The organism is Streptomyces sp. NPDC092370, from assembly GCF_044755265.1.
Lineage (GTDB): Bacteria > Actinomycetota > Actinomycetes > Streptomycetales > Streptomycetaceae > Streptomyces.
In genome coordinates this window covers 24599-44015 of sequence record NZ_JBIVQO010000002.1, presented here as the reverse complement: position 1 = coordinate 44015, position 19417 = coordinate 24599, and the positions used below count along the sequence as shown (strand labels likewise).

General features: G+C 71.5%; 18 protein-coding genes. 8 read left to right on the top strand and 10 right to left on the bottom strand.

Translation table 11 applies throughout. The annotated features are described in order from the left end of the window. Positions 1-194: 194 nt before the first annotated feature. Genes ACIQHQ_RS06765 through iolC form a run of 6 tightly spaced genes read right to left on the bottom strand, consistent with a single transcriptional unit; the run spans position 195 to position 7243 of the window. The gene (locus ACIQHQ_RS06765; RefSeq protein ID WP_402610668.1) at positions 195-980 is read right to left on the bottom strand and encodes a GntR family transcriptional regulator; all 786 of its coding nucleotides are present in this window, start codon (positions 978-980) and stop codon (positions 195-197) included. Positions 981-1011: 31 nt separating this feature from the next. After that, positions 1012-2505: a CoA-acylating methylmalonate-semialdehyde dehydrogenase gene (locus ACIQHQ_RS06760; RefSeq protein WP_402611577.1), complete on the bottom strand. Its 1494-nt coding sequence runs from the start codon at positions 2503-2505 to the stop codon at positions 1012-1014. Positions 2506-2554: 49 nt separating this feature from the next. Next, the gene (iolD, locus tag ACIQHQ_RS06755; RefSeq protein ID WP_402610667.1) at positions 2555-4438 is read right to left on the bottom strand and encodes a 3D-(3,5/4)-trihydroxycyclohexane-1,2-dione acylhydrolase (decyclizing); all 1884 of its coding nucleotides are present in this window, start codon (positions 4436-4438) and stop codon (positions 2555-2557) included. Further along, a complete protein-coding gene (gene iolB, locus ACIQHQ_RS06750; RefSeq protein WP_402610666.1) occupies positions 4435-5328 on the bottom strand; it encodes a 5-deoxy-glucuronate isomerase in 894 nt (297 codons plus the stop codon). The genes iolD and iolB overlap by 4 nt, the downstream gene beginning before the upstream one ends. Before the next feature lie 45 nt (positions 5329-5373). Continuing rightward, complete coding sequence (locus ACIQHQ_RS06745; RefSeq protein ID WP_402610665.1) at positions 5374-6252, bottom strand: deoxyribose-phosphate aldolase; 879 nt, start codon at positions 6250-6252, stop codon at positions 5374-5376. 13 nt (positions 6253-6265) lie between these two features. Then, positions 6266-7243, bottom strand: a complete 978-nt coding sequence (gene iolC, locus ACIQHQ_RS06740; RefSeq protein WP_402610664.1) for a 5-dehydro-2-deoxygluconokinase — start codon at positions 7241-7243, stop codon at positions 6266-6268. Positions 7244-7565: 322 nt separating this feature from the next. Here iolC and ACIQHQ_RS06735 point away from each other — a divergent pair, with 322 nt between their 5' ends. From ACIQHQ_RS06735 to ACIQHQ_RS06710, 6 genes are all read left to right on the top strand, one after another. Then, entirely contained in the window at positions 7566-8585 is a 1020-nt protein-coding gene (locus ACIQHQ_RS06735; protein ID WP_402610663.1) for a sugar ABC transporter substrate-binding protein, read from the top strand. Beyond that, positions 8585-9661 carry an ABC transporter permease gene (locus tag ACIQHQ_RS06730; RefSeq protein ID WP_402610662.1) on the top strand — a complete coding sequence of 359 codons (1077 nt, stop codon included), beginning with the start codon at positions 8585-8587 and terminating at the stop codon, positions 9659-9661. The genes ACIQHQ_RS06735 and ACIQHQ_RS06730 overlap by 1 nt, the downstream gene beginning before the upstream one ends. Before the next feature lie 5 nt (positions 9662-9666). Beyond that, a complete protein-coding gene (locus tag ACIQHQ_RS06725; protein ID WP_402610661.1) occupies positions 9667-10578 on the top strand; it encodes an ATP-binding cassette domain-containing protein in 912 nt (303 codons plus the stop codon). Position 10579: 1 nt separating this feature from the next. Continuing rightward, positions 10580-11482, top strand: a complete 903-nt coding sequence (locus ACIQHQ_RS06720) for a sugar phosphate isomerase/epimerase family protein (protein WP_402610660.1) — start codon at positions 10580-10582, stop codon at positions 11480-11482. Positions 11483-11500: 18 nt separating this feature from the next. Then, complete coding sequence (locus tag ACIQHQ_RS06715) at positions 11501-12520, top strand: Gfo/Idh/MocA family protein (RefSeq protein WP_402610659.1); 1020 nt, start codon at positions 11501-11503, stop codon at positions 12518-12520. A gap of 71 nt (positions 12521-12591) precedes the next feature. Beyond that, positions 12592-13197 carry a GPP34 family phosphoprotein gene (locus ACIQHQ_RS06710; RefSeq protein WP_402610658.1) on the top strand — a complete coding sequence of 202 codons (606 nt, stop codon included), beginning with the start codon at positions 12592-12594 and terminating at the stop codon, positions 13195-13197. A gap of 150 nt (positions 13198-13347) precedes the next feature. On the opposite strand, the gene ACIQHQ_RS06705 is transcribed toward ACIQHQ_RS06710, so the two are convergent. From ACIQHQ_RS06705 to ACIQHQ_RS06695, 3 genes are read right to left on the bottom strand one after another with little or no spacing between them, the layout of a single operon-like run. Beyond that, positions 13348-14352: a Gfo/Idh/MocA family oxidoreductase gene (locus tag ACIQHQ_RS06705; RefSeq protein ID WP_402610657.1), complete on the bottom strand. Its 1005-nt coding sequence runs from the start codon at positions 14350-14352 to the stop codon at positions 13348-13350. Positions 14353-14399: 47 nt separating this feature from the next. Further along, positions 14400-15176, bottom strand: coding sequence for an SDR family oxidoreductase (locus tag ACIQHQ_RS06700; RefSeq protein WP_402610656.1), 777 nt, complete (start codon positions 15174-15176; stop codon positions 14400-14402). 8 nt (positions 15177-15184) lie between these two features. Beyond that, positions 15185-16342: a phytanoyl-CoA dioxygenase family protein gene (locus ACIQHQ_RS06695; RefSeq protein WP_402610654.1), complete on the bottom strand. Its 1158-nt coding sequence runs from the start codon at positions 16340-16342 to the stop codon at positions 15185-15187. 110 nt (positions 16343-16452) lie between these two features. Between ACIQHQ_RS06695 and ACIQHQ_RS06690 the strand changes: the two genes are divergently transcribed. Both ACIQHQ_RS06690 and ACIQHQ_RS06685 read left to right on the top strand, forming a co-directional pair. Beyond that, positions 16453-17484: a LacI family DNA-binding transcriptional regulator gene (locus ACIQHQ_RS06690; protein WP_402610653.1), complete on the top strand. Its 1032-nt coding sequence runs from the start codon at positions 16453-16455 to the stop codon at positions 17482-17484. 64 nt (positions 17485-17548) lie between these two features. After that, positions 17549-18160, top strand: a complete 612-nt coding sequence (locus ACIQHQ_RS06685; RefSeq protein ID WP_402610652.1) for a TMEM175 family protein — start codon at positions 17549-17551, stop codon at positions 18158-18160. 10 nt (positions 18161-18170) lie between these two features. Here ACIQHQ_RS06685 and ACIQHQ_RS06680 read toward each other — a convergent pair whose 3' ends face one another. Continuing rightward, complete coding sequence (locus tag ACIQHQ_RS06680; protein ID WP_402610651.1) at positions 18171-19334, bottom strand: Gfo/Idh/MocA family protein; 1164 nt, start codon at positions 19332-19334, stop codon at positions 18171-18173. Between the last annotated feature and the right edge of the window lie 83 nt (positions 19335-19417).

Here is a 19417-nt window from a genome sequence, read left to right as displayed (position 1 = left end):
CGCCTGTGTGCGACCCGACCGTACCGAGACGCCGGCCCCCTGTACCGGTTTCCCGGCGGGCAGCCGGATCGTGCTGCCGCTCGTCGGCAGGGCGAGGCGTGTGCGCCGCCTCGACGCGGAGGGGTCCTGGCCGGCCGGAAACGACCCCGCCGGTGACGAGGACGGTCGGCTTCGCGCCCGGATGCCGGCTCCGGTCAAGGCCGGACCAGCAACTGGAAGTCGAACGAATAACGCGAAGCCCGGTAGAGGTGCGTCCCGTACTCGACCGGGCGCCCCGTGTCGTCGTACGCCGTGCGCTGCATGGTGAGCAGCGCCGCCCCCTCCCGCTCGTCCAGGCGGGTCGCCTCCTGTGCCGTGGCCGCGCGGGCGCCGATCGTCTGGCGGGCACTGTGCAGGGTGATGCCCGCCGCGCGCATCATCCGGTACAGGCCCGTGGCCTCCAGGCGCGCGCTGTCCAGCTCCAGCAGGGACGCCGGGAGGTAGTTGCACAGCAGGGCCACCGGACGGCCGTGGGTGCGGCGCACCCGGTCCAGTACGGTCACCTCGCCGCCCTCCGGCACACCCAGGGCGGCGGCCACGTCACAGGAGGCCGGGACGACCTCGTGGCGCACGACCTCGGTGGTCGGTGCCTGACCGGCCTCCTCCAGGTCGTCGTAGAGGCTGCTCAGTTCCAGGGGGCGCCTGACCTGGCTGTGCACCACCTGCGTGCCCACCCCGCGCCGCCGGACCAGCAGCCCCTTGTCGACGAGGGACTGGATGGCCTGGCGGACGGTGGGGCGGGACAGGCCGAGGCGCACGGACAGGTCGACCTCGTTGCCCAGGAGGTTCCCCGGGGCGAGCACCCCCTGCTCGATCGCCGCCTCCAGCTGCTGCGCGAGCTGGTGGTAGAGCGGCACGGGACTGCCCCGGTCCAGGGCGAAGTCGAGCGAGCCGAGCGCGGAGGCCGCCGTGGTGCGGGCCCGGTCACCGGTCTTCGCCATGGCGGAACCCCCTTCGGGTGTCAGGAGCGTGTCAGGAGTTGCTCGGGAAACCGAGGTTGATGCCGCCGTCGGACGGGTCCGGCCAGCGCGTGGTGATGACCTTGCCCTGGGTGTAGAAGGCGATGCCGTCGTTGCCGTAGACGTGCAGGTCGCCGAAGAGCGAGTCCTTCCAGCCGCCGAAGGAGTGGTAGCCGACGGGGACCGGGATCGGCACGTTGACGCCGACCATGCCCGCCTTCACCTCCAGCTGGAAGCGGCGGGCCGCGCCGCCGTCCCGGGTGAAGATCGCCGTGCCGTTGCCCCAGCGGGAGGAGTTGATCAGCTGGATGGCTTCCTCGTACGTCTCCGCCCGTACGACCGCCAGCACCGGGCCGAAGATCTCGTCCCGGTAGGCGTCCGCCGTCAGCGGCACCCGGTCCAGCAGGGAGACACCGAGGAAGAAGCCGTTCTCATGGCCCTCCACCGAGAAGCCCGTGCCGTCGACGACGACCTCGGCGCCCTGCTCGGCGGCCGAGGACACGTACGACGCCACCTTGTCGCGGTGCTCGCGGGTGATCAGCGGGCCCATCTCGGACGCCGGGTCGTCACCCGGGCCGATCCGCAGGTTCCTCGCACGCTCGGCGATCTTGCCGACGAGTTCGTCACCGATGTCGCCGACGGCGACGACCACCGACACGGCCATGCAGCGCTCGCCCGCCGAGCCGTACGCGGCGTTGATGGCCTGGTCGGCGGCGAGTTCGAGGTCGGCGTCGGGCAGCACCAGCATGTGGTTCTTGGCGCCGCCGAGCGCCTGCACCCGCTTGCCGTGCTCGACGGCCGCTCGCTGGATGTACTTGGCGATGGGCGTCGAGCCGACGAACGAGACCGCCTCGACGTCCGGGTGCTCCAGGATGCGGTCCACGGCCGTCTTGTCGCCCTGCACGATGTTCAGGACGCCCTCCGGCAGACCCGCCTCGCAGGCCAGCTCGGCCAGGCGGAAGGAGGCCGACGGGTCTTTCTCCGACGGCTTCAGCACGAAGGTGTTGCCGCACGCGATGGCCAGCGGGAACATCCACATCGGCACCATCGCCGGGAAGTTGAACGGCGTGATGCCCGCGACCACGCCCAGCGGCTGGCGGATCGAGGCGACGTCGACCCGCGTGGAGACCTGGGTGGACAGCTCGCCCTTGAGCTGGACGGAGATCCCGCAGGCGAGCTCCACGATCTCCATGCCGCGCGCGACCTCGCCGAGCGCGTCGGAGTGCACCTTGCCGTGTTCGGCCGTGATCAGCTCGGCGATCTCGTCGCGGTGGGCGTCCAGCAGCTCGCGGTACTTGAACAGGATCGCCGTGCGCTTGGCGAGGGAGGACTGACCCCAGCTCTCGAAGGCGGCCCTGGCGGAGGCGACCGCGGCGTCCACCTCCTCGACGGACGCGAACGCGACCTGCTTCTCCTGGGCGCCGGTCGCCGGGTTGTAGACGGGGCCGAACCGGCCGGAGGTGCCCTCGACGGGCTTGCCGTCGATCCAGTGGGTGATGGTCTTCATGGTGCGCAAGGGCCTTTCCTGGAGCATGGGTTCAGCGGCAGCGGGAGGATCAGAGGTGACGGCGGCGTCCGGCCGCCTGGCGCTCGTAGCGCTCGCGTGCCTCGACGGCCGCCTCGCGGGAGGCGGTCTCGGCCACCGGCACGTCCCACCAGGCCTCGGCCGGGGGAGCGGTCGAGGCCGGGTCGGTCTCGACGTACACGCACGTCGGCCGGTCGGAGGCGCGGGCCGCGGCCAGGGCCTCGCGCAGCTCGCGCACGGTCTTGGCGCGCAGCACGTCCATGCCGAGGCTGGCGGCGTTGGCGGCGAGGTCGACGGGGAGCGGGGCGCCGGTGAAGGTGCCGTCGGCGGCCCGGAAGCGGTAGGCGGTGCCGAAGCGCTCACCGCCGGTCTCCTCGGACAGGCCGCCGATGGAGGCGTAGCCGTGGTTCTGGAGGAGGACGACGTTGACCGGCAGGCGCTCCTGGACGGCGGTGACGATCTCCGTCGGCATCATCAGGTAGGTGCCGTCGCCGACCAGCGCCCACACCGGCGTGCCGGGGGCGGCCTGCTGGACGCCGATGCCGGCCGGGATCTCGTACCCCATGCAGGAGTAGCCGTACTCCAGGTGGTACTGGCGCGGGCTGCGCGAGCGCCACAGCTTGTGCAGGTCGCCGGGGAGCGAGCCGGCCGCGTTGATGACCACGTCCTCGTCGCCGACGGCCGCGTCCAGCGCGCCGAGCACCTGCGTCTGAGTGGGGACCGCGTTCTCGTCGGCGGCGCGGTAGGCGGTCTCGACGACCTCGTCCCAGCGCTCCTTGCCGGTGCGGTACTCGGCCTCGTACGCCTCGGACACGCGGTGCCCGGCCAGCCCTTCGGACAGCTTCTCGAGACCGGTCCGCGCGTCGCAGACCAGCGTCCGCGCGGCCAGCTTGTGCGCGTCGAAGGCGGTGATGTTGAGGTTGAGGAACCGTACGTCCGGGTTCTGGAAGAGCGTGCCGGAGGCGGTGGTGAAGTCCGTGTAGCGCGTCCCGACGCCGATCACCAGGTCGGCGGTGCGGGCGAGTGCGTCACTGACCGCCGTGCCGGTGTGGCCGATGCCGCCGAGGTCGGCGGGATGGTCGTGGCGCAGCGACCCCTTGCCCGCCTGGGTGGAGGCGACCGGGATGCCGGTGGCCTGCGCGAACGCCTTCAGCGCCTCCTCGGCCTCGCTGTGGTGGACGCCGCCGCCCGCCACGATCAGCGGCCGCCCGGCCGACCGGATCGCCTCGACGGCTGCGGTCAGTTCCACCGGGTCGGGCGCGGGACGCCGCACGTACCAGACGCGTTCGGCGAAGAACTCCTCCGGCCAGTCGTACGCCTCGGCCTGCACGTCCTGGGGCAGGGCGAGGGTGACGGCGCCGGTCTCGGCCGGGTCGGCCAGCACCCGCATCGCCTGGAGCGCCGAGGGGATCAGCGCCTCCGGGCGGGTGACGCGATCGAAGTACCTCGACACCGGGCGCAGCGTGTCGTTGACCGACACGTCGGCTTCGACGGGGTGCTCCAGTTGCTGGAGCAGCGGGTCGGGGGCGTGCGAGGCGAAGTAGTCGCCGGGCAGGAGCAGCACCGGCAGCCGGTTGATCGTCGCCAGGGCGGCGCCGGTGACCAGGTTGGTGGCGCCCGGACCGATCGAGGTCGTCACCGCCTGCGCGGAGAGGCGGTTGAGCTGCCGGGCGTAGCCGACGGCCGCGTGCACCATGGACTGCTCGTTGCGGCCCTGGTGGAACGGCATGGCGGCGTCCGGCCCGATGCCTGCCTCCATCAGAGCCTGGCCGATCCCGGCGACGTTGCCATGGCCGAAGATGCCCCAGGTCCCGGCGATCAGCCGGCGGCGCACGCCGTCCCGCTCGGTGTACTGGGCGGACAGGAACCGCACCAGCGCCTGGGCGGTCGTCAGTCGGCGGGTGGGGGCGCTCATCGGGAGGTCTCCGGGGCGGTGTAGAGGGGGAGGCGGGGGTCGACCGGCTGGTCCGGCCAGGTTTCGCGGACCCAGGCGTGGTCGGGGTGGTCGCAGATCAGCCAGGCGCGCTCGGCCTGCGGGCCGGCCATGACGTTGAGGTAGTACATGTGATGGCCGGGCGTGGCCATCGACGGGCCGTGCCAGCCGTCCGGGATCAGGACGACGTCGCCGTCGCGGACCTCGGCGAGGACGTCGGTGTCCCGGCCCGGTCCGGAGGGCGAGACGCGCTGGTAGCCGAGTCCGGGGACACCGTCGTGGCCGGCGAACTCGAAGTAGTAGATCTCCTCCAGCACGGACTCCTCACCCGGCCGGTGCTCGTCGTGCTTGTGCGGCGGGAACGACGACCAGTTGCCGCCCGGGGTGATCACCTCGACCGCGATGAGCTTGTCGCACTCGAAGACCCCGGCCGCGCCGAAGTTGTTGACCTGCCGGGAGCAGTTCCCGGTGCCGCGCAGCTCCACGGGCACCTCGGAGGCCGGGCCGTAGCGGGCGGGCAGCCGGCGGGTGCAGCGCGCGCCGGTCAGCGCGAACCGGCCGCCGCCTACGGACGTCACGCTCGCGCGCGCGTCGCGCGGGACGTACGCGAAGTCGCTGACGCCGCTGAACACGTCGGCCCGGCCCTGAAGCTCGAAGGTGTCCTGGCCGGTGCCGTCCGCCGCGGCGACCGTGCAGCCGCCGCTCAGCGGGACGACGATCCACTCGCTGTCGCCGGTGTCGAAGGAGTGCGCGCCGCCCGGCGGCAGCTCCAGGATCCGCAGGCTGGAATGCCCCCAGCCGGCCTTCTCGGGAGTGATGTCGACGGTGTAGGGGCCGCCGAGGGCCTTACCCGCGGGAAGGTGATACGTCATCGTGTGCCTTTCGGGTCACAGCGGAGCGACTCACAACTGACCGGTTCACAGCAGACCGACGGCCGTGTCCACCGCTTCTTCCACGCTGCCCCCGGCCGGGTAGAGCAGCGACCTCCCGACGACCATGCCCTGGACGGTGGGCAGCCGCAGGGCCTTGCGCCAGCGTTCGTAGGCGCCCTCCTGGTCGCCGCCGACCTCGCCGCCGAGCAGGACGACGGGCAGGGTGGAGGTCTCCAGGACCTCGGCCATGTCGTCCGGGTCGTCGGTGACGGGCAGCTTCAGCCAGGTGTAGGCGGAGGTGCCGCCCAGGCCGGAGGCGATCGCGATCGACCGGGTGACGGCCTGCGCGGACAGGTCGTTGCGGACCGTGCCGTCGACGCGCCGGGAGAGGAACGGCTCGACGAACAGGGGCAGCTGGTGGGCGGCCATGGCGTCGATCGCCCGCGCGGTGGACTCCAGGGTGGTCAGCGAGCCCGGGTCGTCGTAGTCGATGCGCAGCAGGAGCTTGCCCGCGTCGAAGCGGAGCCGGGCGATGTCCTCGGCGCGGTGGCCGGTGAAGCGGTCGTCCATCTCGAAGGCGGCGCCGGCGAGGCCCCCGCGGTTCATCGAGCCCATGACGACCTTGTTCTCCAGCACCCCGAGCAGGAGCAGGTCCTCCAGGATGTCGGCGGTGGCGAGCACCCCGTCGACACCCGGCCTCGACAGCGCCGTGCACAGCCGCTCCAGCAGGTCCGCGCGGTTGGCCATGGCCAGGCGCCGGTCGCCGACCCCGAGGGCGCCGCGCGCCGGGTGGTCGGCGGCCACGATCATCAGCCGGCCGCTGTCGCCGATCAACGGCCGGCGCGTCCGGCGGGCCGCCGCCTGTGCGACGGCCTCGGGTGTGCGCGCTCGGACCGTGGCGAGGTCGGGGATGCCGATGTTCAAGGAAGGCTCCGTTTCAGTGGCTCGTGCTCGGCGACGGCACCCCGGTGAGGAGGTCCTCGACCTCTGACCCGGTGGGCATCGCGCAGGAGCAGGCGAGGCGTGAGGCGACGAGGGCGCCGGCGGCGTTGGCGTGGCGCATGGTCCGCTCCAGGTCCCAGCCGGCGAGCAGGCCGTGGCAGAGCGAGCCGCCGAAGGCGTCGCCCGCGCCCAGGCCGTTGACGACTTCGACCGGCACCGGCGGGACCTCGGCCCGGGTGCCGTCGCGGTGCACGGCGAGGACACCCTTGGGACCCTGCTTGACGACGGCCAGCTCCACTCCGGCCTCCAGCAGCGCGTCCGCGCAGGCCTGCGGCTCGCGCACGCCGGTGGCGATCTCGCACTCGTCGAGGTTGCCGACCGCGACCGTGGCGTGGCGCAGCGCCTCGCGGTAGTACGGGCGGGCCTCCTCGGGATCGCGCCAGAACATCGGGCGCCAGTCGAGGTCGAAGACGGTGGCGCCCGCCTTGTCGCGGGCCTTGAGGGCGGCGAGCGTGGCGGAGCGGCTGGGCTCCTCGCTCAGGCCGGTACCGGTGATCCAGAAGATCCGGGCCCCCCGGATCGCGAAGTAGTCCAGCTCGTCGGTGTGGATCTCCAGGTCGGGGGCCTTGGGCCGGCGGTAGAAGTACAGCGGGAAGTCGTCCGGCGGGAAGATCTCGCAGAACGTGATCGGGGTCGGGTACGCGGCGACCGGGGTGACCCAGCGGTCGTCGACGCCGAAGCTCTTCAGCTCCTCGTGCAGATACGTGCCGAAGGGGTCGTCGCCGGTGCGCGTGATCACCGCCGTGCGGCGTCCGAGGCGGGCCGCGGCGACCGCCACATTGGCCGCCGAACCTCCAAGAAACTTCCCGAACGTCTCCACTCGGGCCAGGGGGACGCCGGTCTGCAGCGGATAGAGGTCGACCCCGATGCGGCCCATCGTGATCACATCGAAATACTGGGCTGGTTCGGCCATGCGCGACCTCCTCGGGAAGCTGGGGATGCGGGTCGTGGGGCGCCCTGACACGGTGGGGGCGTGGATCCACGGGACCTGCCGCCTCCCAGGTGTAGGTCTCGGAGGGCGGGGCTGTCAATAGTTTGTACTTACATTCGGACCTGCTTGTGAAATGATGTCTTAACAAAGTATTGACAGCGGGCGCGGCAGGGACTTGTATCCCGTGCCATCGCAACAGTCGGTTTGCGGCATCATGATCCGGACTCCGTAAGGCTCCGGGACCACGGATCCCTTCGTGATCCCTTCCCTTTCCCCGCAGTAGCACAGTGAGGTGCCAGGAAAGATGGACCGCTCTTCTCACCCCCGCTCTCGCAGGTTCGCGCCCGTCGTCGCCGTGGCCGCGGCGGCGGCCCTGACCCTCGCCGGCTGCTCCAGCAGTTCCGGGGGCAAGAAGTCCGAGGAAGGCGGCGCGAACGCCTCCGCCGGCAAGGCCAACACGCCGCGCATGACCGTCGCCCTGGTCACGCACCAGGCGCCCGGCGACACCTTCTGGGACACCGTCCGCAAGGGCGCCGAGGCCGCGGCCGCCAAGGACAACATCAAGCTCATCTACTCCGCCGACCCGAACGCCGGCAACCAGGCCAACCTGGTCCAGAACGCCATCGACCAGAAGGTCGACGGCATCGCCGTCACGCTCGCCAAGCCGGACGCCCTCAAGGGCGTCATAGGCAAGGCCGAGAAGTCCGGCATACCCGTGGTCGGACTCAACTCCGGCCTGAGCGACTGGAAGAAGCTCAACCTGCTGGAGTTCTTCGGCCAGGACGAGTCCGTGGCGGGCGAGGCCTTCGGCAAGAAGCTCAACGAGGTCGGCGCCAAGCACGTCCTCTGCGTCATGCAGGAGCAGGGCAACGTCGGCCTCACCCAGCGCTGCGACGGCGTCGCCAAGACCTTCGAGGGCAAGGTCGACCCGCAGAACGTCAACGGCACCGACATGCCGTCGGTGAAGTCGACGATCACCGCCAAGCTGAAGCAGGACCCGTCCATCGACTACGTCGTCACGCTCGGCGCGCCCTTCGCGCTGACCGCGGTGCAGTCGGCCGGCGACGCGGGCAGCAAGGCGAAGATCGCCACCTTCGACCTCAACAAGGACCTGATCAAGTCCATCAAGGCCGGCGACATCCAGTTCGCCGTCGACCAGCAGCCCTACCTCCAGGGTTACCTGGCCGTCGACGGCCTGTGGCTCTACAAGAACAACGGCAACTACAGCGGCGGCGGCGAGCAGCCCGTGCTGACCGGCCCGGCCTTCGTCGACAAGTCCAACGTCGACAAGATCGGGGAGTTCGCCGCGAAGGGCACCCGGTGATGAGCATGACCCAGCAGGCCACGCCGGCGGTGGGAACACCGCCGGCTCCCGGCCCTGAGCAGTCCGACGGCCGGACGCGGCAGCGCCCGCTGGCGCTGCGGCTGCTGGCCCGGCCCGAGGTCGGCGTCTTCCTCGGCGCCGTCGCCGTGTTCGTGTTCTTCCTGTTCGCAGCGCCGCCGGTGCGCGACGGCAGCTCGATGGCCAACATCCTGTACCAGTCGTCGACCATCGGGATCATGGCGCTGCCCGTGGCCCTGCTGATGATCGGCGGCGAGTTCGACCTGTCCGCCGGTGTCGCCGTGGTCACCTCGGCGCTCACCGCGTCGATGCTCAGCTACCAGCTGACCATGAACGTCTGGGTCGGCGTGATCGTCGCCCTGCTCGTCTCGCTCGCGATCGGTGCCTTCAACGGCTGGCTGCTGGTCAAGACCGGCCTGCCGAGCTTCCTGGTCACCCTGGGCACCTTCCTGATCCTCCAGGGCGTGAACCTGGCCATCACCAAGCTGGTCACCGGCAACGTCGCCACCGACGACATCAGCGACATGGACGGCTTCACCCAGGCGCAGAAGCTCTTCGCCTCGACCTTCACCGTCGGCGGGGTCAACGTCAAGATCACCGTCGTGTGGTGGCTGGTCTTCGCCGCCCTGGCGACCTGGGTGCTGCTGCGCACCAAGTACGGCAACTGGATCTTCGCCGTCGGCGGCAACAAGGACTCCGCACGGGCCGTCGGCGTGCCCGTGACCTTCACCAAGATCTCGCTGTTCATGCTGGTCGGCTTCGGCGCATGGTTCGTCGGCATGCACCAGCTGTTCTCCTTCAACACCGTGCAGTCCGGCGAGGGCGTGGGCCAGGAGCTCATCTACATCGCCGCGGCCGTCATCGGCGGCTGTCTGCTCACCGGTGGCTACGGCTCCGCGATCGGTCCGGTCTTCGGCGCCTTCATGTTCGGCATGGTGCAGCAGGGCATCGTCTACGCCGGCTGGAACCCCGACTGGTTCAAGGCCTTCCTCGGCGTGATGCTCCTCGGCGCCGTCCTCATCAATCTGTGGGTCCAGCGCACGGCGACCCGGAGGTGACCGCGATGACCAGCAAAGAAACGGGCACCCACGGTGCCGTCCTGAAGGACACCCCGCCCGCCGACGAGCGTCCCCTCGTCGCATTGCGCGGCGCCGGCAAGTCCTACGGCAACATCCGCGCCCTGCACGGCGTCGACCTCACCGTCCACCCCGGCAAGGTGACCTGCGTCCTCGGCGACAACGGCGCCGGCAAGTCCACCCTCATCAAGATCATCTCGGGTCTGCACCAGCACACCGAGGGCGAGTTCCTCGTCGACGGCGAACCGGTGCGCTTCTCCACCCCGCGCGAGGCCCTCGACAAGGGCATCGCCACGGTCTACCAGGACCTCGCGGTCGTCCCGCTGATGCCGGTGTGGCGCAACTTCTTCCTCGGCTCCGAGATGACCAAGGGCCCCTGGCCCGTGCGCCGTCTCGACATCGAGAAGATGAAGAAGACCGCGGACGAGGAACTGCGCAACATGGGCATCGTCCTGGACGACATGGAACAGCCCATCGGCACGCTCTCCGGCGGCCAGCGCCAGTGCGTCGCCATCGCCCGCGCCGTCTACTTCGGCGCCCGCGTCCTCATCCTGGACGAGCCGACCGCCGCCCTCGGCGTCAAGCAGTCCGGTGTGGTGCTGAAGTACATCGCCGTCGCCCGCGAGAAGGGCCTGGGCGTCATCTTCATCACCCACAATCCGCACCACGCCTACATGGTCGGCGACCACTTCAGCGTGCTGCGCCTCGGCACCATGGAACTGTCCGCCTCCCGCAGCGAGGTCAGCCTCGAAGAGCTGACCAACCATATGGCCGGCGGCGCCGAACTGGCCTCCCTCAAGCACGAGTTGGCGCAGGTCCGCGGCGTCGACGTCGAGGAGCTCCCCGAGGAGGGGGACCTCACCGCTCCCGTAGCCACGTCTTCGGAAGGAAAGTCCTGACATGGCCTTCGCGCTCGACCGCATCCGGGTCGGCTCCGCCCCCGACTCCTGGGGCGTCTGGTTCCCCGACGACCCTCAGCAGGTGCCCTGGGAACGCTTCCTCGACGAGGTCGCCGAGGCCGGCTACTCCTGGATCGAACTCGGCCCCTACGGTTACCTGCCCACCGACCCGGCCCGGCTCACCGACGAGGTGACCCGGCGCAACCTCGAGGTCTCCGCGGGCACCATCTTCTGCGGCCTGCACCGCGGCCCCTCCGAGTGGGACTCCACCTGGGAGCAGGTCAGCCGGGTCGCCGCCCTCACCCAGGCCATGGACGCGAAGCACCTGGTCGTCATCCCGTCCTTCTGGCGGGACGACAAGACCGCCGAGATCCTGGAGCCCCCGGAGCTCACCACCGAGCAGTGGCGCAACCTCACCACGGGCATGGAGCGCCTCGGCCGTGAGGTGAAGGACCGCTACGGACTGGACATCGTCGTCCACCCGCACGCCGACACCCACATCGACACCGAGGAGCACGTCGAGCGGTTCCTCGACTCGACCGACTCCGACCACGTCAACCTCTGCCTGGACACCGGGCACTACGCCTACTGCGGCGGCGACAGCGTCAAGCTGATCGAGACCTACGGCGAGCGCATCGGCTATCTGCACCTCAAGCAGGTCGACCCGGAGATCCTGGCCGACGTCGTCAAGAACGAGATCCCGTTCGGCCCGGCCGTCGCGCGCGGTGTGATGTGCGAACCGCCCGCCGGTGTCCCGGAGCTGGGTCCTGTCCTCACGGCCGCCCAGAAGCTGGGCGTGGACCTGTTCGCCATCGTCGAGCAGGACATGTACCCCTGCGAGCCGGACAAGCCGCTGCCCATCGCGGTGCGCACCCGCAAGTTCCTGAGGTCCTGCGGCGCCTGACGACCCGGAAGGACGGCCATGAGCGAGCGCCCCCCACTCGGAATCGCGGTCATCGGTACCGGAAGGATGGGCGCCGACCATGTGCGCCGCATCCATGAAGTCATCAGCGGAGCACGGGTCGTCGCCGTCGCGGACATCGACGCGGAGCGCGCGAAGGCCGTCGCCGCCCGCATCGACGGCTGCACCGCCCACACCGACCCGGTCGCCGCGATGGCGGCGGCCGACGTCGACGCCGTCCTGATCGCCTCCCCGGGCCCGGCCCACGAAGCCACCCTGCTCGCCGCCTTCGAGCGCGATCTGCCCGTCCTGTGCGAGAAGCCGCTCACCCCCGACGCGGCCTCCGCGCTGCGCGTCCTCGAAGCCGAACTGCGCCTCGGCCACCGCCGGGTCCAGGTCGGCTTCATGCGCCGCTACGACCCCGAGTACGTGAAGCTGAAGGCCCTGCTGGCGACGGGCCAGCTGGGCCGGCCGCTGATGCTGCACAACCGGCACCGCAACGTCGCCAGCCCGCCCTTCTTCACCAGCTCCATGCTCATCAGCGACTCCGTCGCCCACGAGGCCGACGCGACCCGCTGGCTGCTGGGCCACGAGATCACGGCGGTCACGGTGCTGCGTCCCACCGCGTCGGCCAGCGCCCCGGACGCCCTCCAGGACCCCCAGTTCGTCGTCTTCGAGACCGACGGCGGCGCCCTCAGCGACGTCGAGATCTTCGTCAACTGCGGCTTCGGCTACCAGGTCCAGGCCGAGGTCGTCTGCGAACGCGGCACCGCCCGCATCGGCGACGGCCACGCCCTGGTCACCACCATGGCGGGCCGCTGGGGCGGCACCATCGCCCAGGACTGGACCGAACGCTTCGAGACGGCGTACGACCACGAGATCCGGAGCTGGATCGACGCCACCCGCCGCGGCGAGGTGACGGGCCCGAGCGCCTGGGACGGCTACGCGGCGGCGGCGGTGTGCGAGGCCGGGGTCCGGGCACTGCAGGACGGTGGCCGGGTGGAGATCGATCTGGCGGAGAAGCCGGCGCTGTACGTGTGACAAGGGGCTCGGGTCGCAGCCCCGGCCCCTTGCCGCGTGTAGCGTGAACCCGGTCGTAGAGGGGAGCGGTGATGGGCACGGCACGCGACCTGATGATCGTGGCGCTGGACGGGGCGACGAGCCGGCCGGTGACGCAGGGTGACCTGTCGCTCGGACTGGCCGGGGCGGAGGTGTTCGACCTCCTCGGCGTCGAAGCGGTGACGCTGGACGACGATCGCATCGTGCCCCGCCGCACGCCGCCCCTCGACGACCCTCTGCTCGAACAGGCCGCGGCCGGGCTCGTGCGTGACAAGCCGTACGAGACGGTCGAGGACTGGCTGTGGCGCCGGGGCCGCGGACTGGCCGAGCGGTACCTGACCGTCCTGACCGAGGAGGGACTGGTCGCGCGGCCCCGCGCCTCCTGGATCCCCTTCCGCGGCGCCGCCGGGCCGACGCCGGTCGACTCTCCCGCCCGGCAGCGCGCCAGGGGCCGCCGGGCGGCCGACGAGCCGGTGCTCACCACACTCGCGGCCGCCGTCGGAGCGCGCGACGACGTGCCCGAGGACCTCGCCGTGCCTCACGGCGTCGCCCAGACCGTGTTCGCCGCGGTGGTCGGCGCCGTGACGGAGCTGGACGCCGTGCGCCGGCGACGGGCCGTGGAGAACGCGGCGTTCGCCAACGTCTGGCGCGGGGCGTGAACCGTCGCGTCCCCGCGGGCCCGTGCGTCCCGAGAGGGCCGCTCTACGCGCCCTGCGGACGGTGACCGCCGCGCCGAACTGACCGCCCTCGTCCGTGGCCCGTCGGGGTGAGGACGGGGGCGGGAGCCGGCCCCGCCCCGCCGCGGCACGTCAGACCGCCCGTACCTCCTCGATCGTCACCGGCCGGTGCTCCCGCAGCGACAGGGTGCACGCGTCGGCGATCCAGCCCGCCTCCAGGGCGTCCTCGATCGTGCAGGGGGAGGGGCGGGTGCCGGCGACGACCTCGGTGAACGCGGTCAGTTCGGCGCGGTAGGCCGCGGTGAAACGGTCCATGAAGAAGTCGTGCGGGGTGCCCGAGGGGAAGGTCACGCCCGGCTCGACCGAGCGCAGCGGCAGCTTGTCCTCGAGGCCGACGGCGATGGAGTCCTGGAAACCGTGGATCTCCATGCGGACGTCGTAACCGCGGGCATTGTGGCGGGAGTTGGAGACCACCGCGAGAGTGCCGTCGTCGAGGGTGAGGATCGCGCCGGTGGTGTCGGCGTCGCCCGCCTCCTTGATGTACTCGGCGCCGCGGTTGCCGCCCACGGCGTACACCTCGGTCACCTCGCGGCCGGTCACCCAGCGGATGATGTCGAAGTCGTGCACCGAGCAGTCGCGGAAGATGCCACCGGAGGCGGCGATGTACGCGGCCGGCGGGGGCGCCGGGTCCAGCGTGGTGGAGCGGACCGTGTGCAGCGTGCCGAGCTCGCCGCCGCGCACGGCGGCACGGGCGTTGACGAACCCGGCGTCGAAGCGGCGGTTGTACCCGATCTGGATCGGTACGTCCGTGCCCTGGACGGCCTTGAGCACCTCGACGCCCTCGGCCATGGTCCGGGCGACGGGCTTCTCGCAGAACACGGGCACACCCGCCTCGACACCGGCCAGGATCAGCGCCGGATGGGCGTCCGTCGCGGCGGCGACCACGATGCCGTCCACGCCGGCGGCCAGCAGCGCCTCCGGCGAGTCCACGACATCGGCCCCGAACCGCTCGGCGGCGGCCTTGGCGGCGTCCGCGAACGGATCCGTGACGACGAGGGAGTCGACGGCGTCGAGTCCGGAGAGGGTCTCGGCGTGGAAGGCGCCGATGCGGCCGAGGCCGAGGATTCCGATACGCATGGGGGTGTGCTCCTGGAGGAAGTGCGGGTTTCTTGCGGGGGAAGTGCTCAGTCGAGTCCGCCGAGGACGTTCTGGTCCCAGTCGATCACCGACCCGGTGACCACCCCGGACCGGTCCGACAGCAGGAGGACCACGAAGTCGGCGATCTCGTCCGGCTGGCCGAGCTTGCCCATGGGCAGCTTCGCGGCGGCTTCCTCGCGCCAGTCGTCCCCGGCCCCGTGGAACGCCTTCTGCGTGACGTCCTCGCCCTCGGTCGCCGTCCAGCCGATGTTGAGCCCGTTGATCCGGACCCGGTCCCACCGGTGCGCGTGCGCGGCGTTGCGGGTCAGGCCGATCAGTCCCGCCTTCGCCGCGACGTACGGTGCGAGGAACGGCTGCCCGCCGTGCGCCGACGAGGTGATGATGTTGACGACCGTGCCGGGCGACTCGCGCGCCACCATGTCCGCGACAGCCGCCTGCATCGCGAAGAAGGGTGCCTTCAAATTGATCGCGATGTGCTGGTCGAACAGCTCGGGCGTGGTGTCCAGCAACGTCCCCCGGGAGGTGAGACCGGCGGAGTTCACGAGACAGTCGACCCGGCCGTACGTCTGGACGACCCGGGCCACGGAGGCCTTCGCCTGCTCGGCGTCCGACAGATCGGCCCGGACGTACAGGGCCGTGCCGCCCGCGGCCGTCAGTTCCCGCACCAGGGCCTCGCCCGGCTCGGGGCGCCGCCCGGTGACGGCCACGACCGCGCCCTCCCGGACGGCGGCCCGCGCGATGGCGGCGCCCACCCCCTGGCTGCCGCCGTTGACCAGGACGACCTTGTCGTCGAGAAGTCCCATCGAGTTCCTCAGCTCTCTCGGCGTCCGGCGCCGGCCCGCAGCTCCGCCCGGAACGCCTCCGGTGTCCACTCCTCGCGCAGCGCGCGTCGCATCAGGTCCGCCTGCGAGAGCGGGGCGAGACCGTCGACCGGCGGGTCGCTGTCCAGGTTGGTCGGGAAGGGGTAGCCCTCGGCGCTCGCCGCGACGACGTTGTCCAGCCATGCCTGGTCGGCGCCCTCGGCCTTGCGCCGGAGGAGAACCGGGTACACCGCGCCCGCCAGGGCCACCCGGTCCACCGTCTCCATCGCGCGGCCGAACGCGGACGACACCTGGAGCAGGTTGGCCATGCGCCGGATGTCCGCCGAGCGGTTGGTGCCGGCCGCGTGGAAGAGGGCCGGGTTGAAGAAGACCGCGTCGCCCTTGGCGAGCGGGAGTTGCACCTGGTGCGCCTCGAAGTACGCCCGGAACTCGGGCAGCCGCCAGGCGAGGTAGCCCGGCCCGTACTTCTGCGAGTGCGGCAGATACATCGTCGGACCGGACTCCACCGGCATGTCGCAGTGCGCGACCGCGCCCTGGAGCGTCAGCACGGGGGAGAGTCGGTGCACGTGCGCCGGGTAGGCGGCGGCGACGTCGTTGGACAGGAAGCCCAGGTGGTAGTCGCGGTGCACGGTCTGAGCGGCACCGCCGGGGTTGACCACGTTGAGCTGGGAGGTGACCTGGTAGCCGGGGCCCAGCCAGGCCGAGGACACCAGGGCGAGGATCTCGTTGGCGTAGTAGTCGGCGAATGCCTCCGCGTCGTACAGGGCCGCCTTCTCCAGCGCGTTCCACACCCGGTCGTTGGCGCCCGGCTGGGCGAAGTGGTCACCTGCCGTCGCGCCCGAGGCGCGTTGCTCGGCGATCAGGGCCTCGAACACGCCGGTGGCCCGGTCCACGACGTCCGGGTCGGGAAAGGCACTGCGGAAGACCACGATGCCGGGCCCCTCGGCCAGCGCCCGCACCAGCTCGGCCTGGACGACCCGGTCGCCCTCCAGGAGCCCGCAGTCGTAGACCGGCACGTTCCGCTCCACGGCGGAGGCGTGCGGAAAGTCGGCGGGGTCGGTCGCCCGCTCGACCAGCGCGCGGAACGCGTCGAGGTCGCAGTCCTGCTCGGACAGCCAGGCACGGTGGTGCAGGGAAGTGATGGACATCGTCGTCCCTTCGGGGGTCACTGGAGCGACGCAGCCCTGTCATTCTTGTCAGTACAAACCCCTCGAACAACCAGCAGCGAGCCATCAAAAACCCCTCAAGGAGCCGGCGCATGGGCCACCCGTTCCCGATCCGGGAGATCGCACGTCAGGCGGGCCTGAGCGAGGCGACCGTCGACCGGGTGCTGAACGACAGGGGAGGGGTGCGTGAGAGCACCGCACGGGAGGTCCGCCAGGCCATCGCCGATCTCGACCGGCAGCGCACCCAGGTCCGGCTCGTCGGCCGGACGTTCATGGTCGACATCGTGATGCAGGCACCCGAGCGGTTCACCACGGCGATCAGGGCCGCCCTGGAGGCCGAACTCCCGTCCCTGCGTCCGGCGGTGCTCCGCTCCCGCTTCCACTTCCGCGAGACCGGCCCGGCCGCTGAGCTGGTGCGGATCCTGGACCGGATCGCCCGCCGCGGCTCGCAGGGCGTGATCCTCAAGGCCCCGGACGTTCCCGAGGTCACCGCCGCCGTCGGCCGGCTCGAAGCCGCCGGCGTCCCCGTCGTGACGCTGGTGACCGACCTGCCCGCCAGCGCCCGGCTCGCCTACGTCGGCATAGACGACCGGGCGGCGGGCGCCACGGCCGCGTACCTGATGGGCCAGTGGCTGGGGGAGCGCCCCGGCAACATCCTCACCAGCCTCAGCAGCGGCTTCTTCCGCAACGAGGAGGAGCGGGAGATGGGCTTCCGCAGCGCCATGCGGGCCCGGTACCCCGAGCGCACCCTGGTCGAGATCGCCGAGGGGCAGGGGCTCGACGCCACCCAGTACGACCTCGTCCGGGCCGCGCTGCAACGCGACCCGGACATCCGCGCGGTCTACTCCATCGGCGGCGGCAACATCGCCACACTGCGGGCCTTCGACGACCTCGGCCGTGAATGCGCCGTGTTCGTCGCGCACGACCTCGACCACGACAACACCCGCCTGCTGCGCGAGCACCGCCTGTCCGCCGTGCTCCACCACGACCTGCGCCAGGACGTCCGCGAGGCCTGCCACACCGTCATGCGCGCCCACGACGCGCTGCCGCCGGCGGGACCGACCCTGCCCTCGGCGATCCAGGTGGTGACGCCGTACAACATGCCTCCGCAGGCGGCCGTGTGATCCGGGCGGCACCGCCGGGCGTGGATACGCGAGCGCGGCTCCTGCGGCGCCTACCGTCGGGCCCATGTGGACATCGCGGCCCGACGGCGGGCCGGACCGGTTGCTGACGCTCGCCGACGGCGTGTTCGCCATCGCCATCACGCTGCTCGTCCTGGATCTCTCCGTGCCGCGGGGCCTGGAACCCGACCAGTACCGACAGGCCCTGCGCCGGGTGCTCCCCGACCTCGGGGCCTACGCGCTCAGCGTCGCGGTGCTCGGCAGCTTCTGGCGCGACCACCGCAGGATCTTCCGCGGGGTGCGGGAGGTCGACGGACAGGTGATCCTCCTGTCCGTCCTCGGCTTGGGCGTCGCGGCCCTCGTGCCGTTCCCGACCCGGCTGCTCGCCGAGTACGGCGACCGGCCCGTCTCGGTCGCCGTCTACGCGGGGGCCGTCGCCGCGCTCGGCGCCTGCCACCTGGCGGTGGCCGCCGTGCTGGCCAAGCGCCCCTGGCTGCGGCACGACACGCCCACCGAGGCGGCGACCACGCTCTACCTCCTCGACAGCGCCGCGATCGTGGTGGTCTTCCTCATGACCGTCCCGCTCGTCTTCGCGACCGGCCCCACGATCATGTGGCTGTGGCTCGTGCTCGTCCCGACCAAGGCCTACCTGGGGCGGCGGCTCCAGGCCCCCGGTTGAGGGAGCCGCTTCACGCGCGCCCGGCCACCTCTGCCCACGTGCCGCTCCGCGCCGAGCGCGCCATCGCGTCCAGGGCGGCCGCGCTGTGCACGGCGTCCGTGAGCGTCGCCCCGTACGCGGTGCCCTCGGCGATCGAGCGGAGGAAGCGGTACGCCTCGATGACCTTCAGGTCGTCGTATCCCATCGCGTTCGCCGCCCCCGGTTGGAACGCGGCGAACTCCCCGTGCCCCGGGCCGACGTAGACGGTGGTGACGGCCTGGTCCTGGTACGTCGTGCCACGGCTGATCCCCAGCTCGTTCATGCGGCGGAAGTCCCAGAACACGGCGCCCTCGGTGCCGTGCACCTCGAAGCCGTAGTTGTTCTGCTCGCCGACCGAGACCCGGCAGGCCTCCAGGACACCGCGCGCCCCGGAGGCGAAGCGCAGCAGACAGCTGACGTAGTCCTCGTTCTCGACGGGGCCGAGTTCACCCCCGGCGGCGCGGCTGTGCCCGGCCGTGGCACCGGCCGGGCGGGCCCGCTCCGGGAGGAAGACGGCCGTGTCGGCCGTCAGCGAGGTGATGTCGCCGAGCAGATGACGGGCCAGGTCCACACCGTGCGAGGCCAGGTCGCCCAGCACTCCGCTGCCACCACGCTCCCGCTCGTAGCGCCACGTCAGCGCGCCCTCGGGATGGGCCGCGTAGTCGCTGAACAAGCGGATGCGGACGTGCGTGACCGTGCCGATCTCCCCGGAGACGATCAGCTCGCGGGCCGCCTCGACGGCGGGCGCGTTGCGGTAGTTGAAGCCGACCGCGCCCTGCACACCCGCCGCGGTCACCGCGTCCGCGACCGCACCGGCGTCCTCGGCGGTCAGACCCACCGGCTTCTCGATCCAGATGTGCTTGCCCGCCTCGGCCATGGCGACGCCGATCTCGCGGTGCAGGAAGTTGGGCGCGGTGATGCTGACCGCCCGCACCCGGGGGTCGGCGGCCACCTCGCGCCAGTCGCGGGCCGTCGAGGCGAACCCGAACTGCGCGGCGGCCTCCTCGGCCCGGCCCGGCACCTCCTCCGCGACCGCGACCAGCTCCGGAACGAGGGGCAGCTGCGGATAGTGGTGCCGCACGCGCGCGTACGCCTGGGTGTGCACCCGCCCCATCCAGCCGAATCCGATGACGGCGACGCCGAGCGTGTCCACCATGAGAGCCCCTTTTTGGACCGTTCCATAACCTGTCCAGGCCACCCTGAGCGGGGTTCGCCGACGCTGTCAACCCTTTGACAAGC

Excerpts from the sequence above, each read along its gene's own strand:
- ACIQHQ_RS06765 (WP_402610668.1), bottom strand. The coding sequence starts at position 980 with ATGGCGAAGACCGGTGACCGGGCCCGCACCACGGCGGCCTCCGCGCTC.
- ACIQHQ_RS06760 (WP_402611577.1), bottom strand. The coding sequence starts at position 2,505 with ATGAAGACCATCACCCACTGGATCGACGGCAAGCCCGTCGAGGGCACC.
- iolD (WP_402610667.1), bottom strand. The coding sequence starts at position 4,438 with ATGAGCGCCCCCACCCGCCGACTGACGACCGCCCAGGCGCTGGTGCGG.
- iolB (WP_402610666.1), bottom strand. The coding sequence starts at position 5,328 with ATGACGTATCACCTTCCCGCGGGTAAGGCCCTCGGCGGCCCCTACACC.
- iolC (WP_402610664.1), bottom strand. The coding sequence starts at position 7,243 with ATGGCCGAACCAGCCCAGTATTTCGATGTGATCACGATGGGCCGCATC.
- ACIQHQ_RS06735 (WP_402610663.1), top strand. The coding sequence starts at position 7,566 with ATGGACCGCTCTTCTCACCCCCGCTCTCGCAGGTTCGCGCCCGTCGTC.
- ACIQHQ_RS06730 (WP_402610662.1), top strand. The coding sequence starts at position 8,585 with ATGAGCATGACCCAGCAGGCCACGCCGGCGGTGGGAACACCGCCGGCT.
- ACIQHQ_RS06725 (WP_402610661.1), top strand. The coding sequence starts at position 9,667 with ATGACCAGCAAAGAAACGGGCACCCACGGTGCCGTCCTGAAGGACACC.
- ACIQHQ_RS06720 (WP_402610660.1), top strand. The coding sequence starts at position 10,580 with ATGGCCTTCGCGCTCGACCGCATCCGGGTCGGCTCCGCCCCCGACTCC.
- ACIQHQ_RS06715 (WP_402610659.1), top strand. The coding sequence starts at position 11,501 with ATGAGCGAGCGCCCCCCACTCGGAATCGCGGTCATCGGTACCGGAAGG.
- ACIQHQ_RS06710 (WP_402610658.1), top strand. The coding sequence starts at position 12,592 with ATGGGCACGGCACGCGACCTGATGATCGTGGCGCTGGACGGGGCGACG.
- ACIQHQ_RS06705 (WP_402610657.1), bottom strand. The coding sequence starts at position 14,352 with ATGCGTATCGGAATCCTCGGCCTCGGCCGCATCGGCGCCTTCCACGCC.
- ACIQHQ_RS06700 (WP_402610656.1), bottom strand. The coding sequence starts at position 15,176 with ATGGGACTTCTCGACGACAAGGTCGTCCTGGTCAACGGCGGCAGCCAG.
- ACIQHQ_RS06695 (WP_402610654.1), bottom strand. The coding sequence starts at position 16,342 with ATGTCCATCACTTCCCTGCACCACCGTGCCTGGCTGTCCGAGCAGGAC.
- ACIQHQ_RS06690 (WP_402610653.1), top strand. The coding sequence starts at position 16,453 with ATGGGCCACCCGTTCCCGATCCGGGAGATCGCACGTCAGGCGGGCCTG.
- ACIQHQ_RS06685 (WP_402610652.1), top strand. The coding sequence starts at position 17,549 with ATGTGGACATCGCGGCCCGACGGCGGGCCGGACCGGTTGCTGACGCTC.
- ACIQHQ_RS06680 (WP_402610651.1), bottom strand. The coding sequence starts at position 19,334 with ATGGTGGACACGCTCGGCGTCGCCGTCATCGGATTCGGCTGGATGGGG.